The following is a 502-nucleotide window of genomic DNA, read 5'->3' as shown; positions in this document are numbered from 1 at the left end:
GGCGCCGAAGCCGGCCTCGGTCACCACGTAATCGGCCAGTTTCAGCGCCGTGGTGGTGGCGATCACCGAATTGCAGCCATGGGCGATATTGGCGAAGGGCCCGCCATGGACGAAGACCGGGTTGTTTTCCAGCGTCTGCACCAGGTTGGGCTGCATCGCGTCCTTCAGCAGCACGGTCATCGCACCGTCCGCCTTGATGTCGCGGCAATAGACCGGCGTCCTGTCGCGCCGATAGGCGACGATCATGTCGCCCAGCCGCCGCCCCAGATCGTCAAGGTCGGTCGCCAGGCACAGGATCGCCATCACTTCGGAGGCGACGGTGATGTCGAAGCCGGTCTCGCGCGGGAAACCGTTGGTCACGCCGCCCAGCGAGCAGGTGATCTGCCGCAGCGCGCGGTCGTTCATGTCCAGCACGCGGCGCCAGACCACGCGGCGCAGGTCGATCTGCTGCTCGTTGCCCCAGTAGATGTGGTTGTCGATCATCGCCGACAGCAGGTTGTGG

1 protein-coding gene is annotated in these 502 nt (G+C 65.5%); it reads right to left on the bottom strand.

The genetic code is table 11. The features are described 5' to 3' along the window. Nucleotides 1-502 (bottom strand): formate--tetrahydrofolate ligase (locus E3D03_RS21295; protein ID WP_263568591.1); only part of this gene is annotated, 502 nt, incomplete at both ends.

It is taken from the genome of Paracoccus sp. DMF (assembly GCF_004407025.1).
Classification (GTDB): domain Bacteria; phylum Pseudomonadota; class Alphaproteobacteria; order Rhodobacterales; family Rhodobacteraceae; genus Paracoccus; species Paracoccus aminovorans_B.
This window is presented reverse-complemented; position numbering and strand designations above follow the sequence as displayed.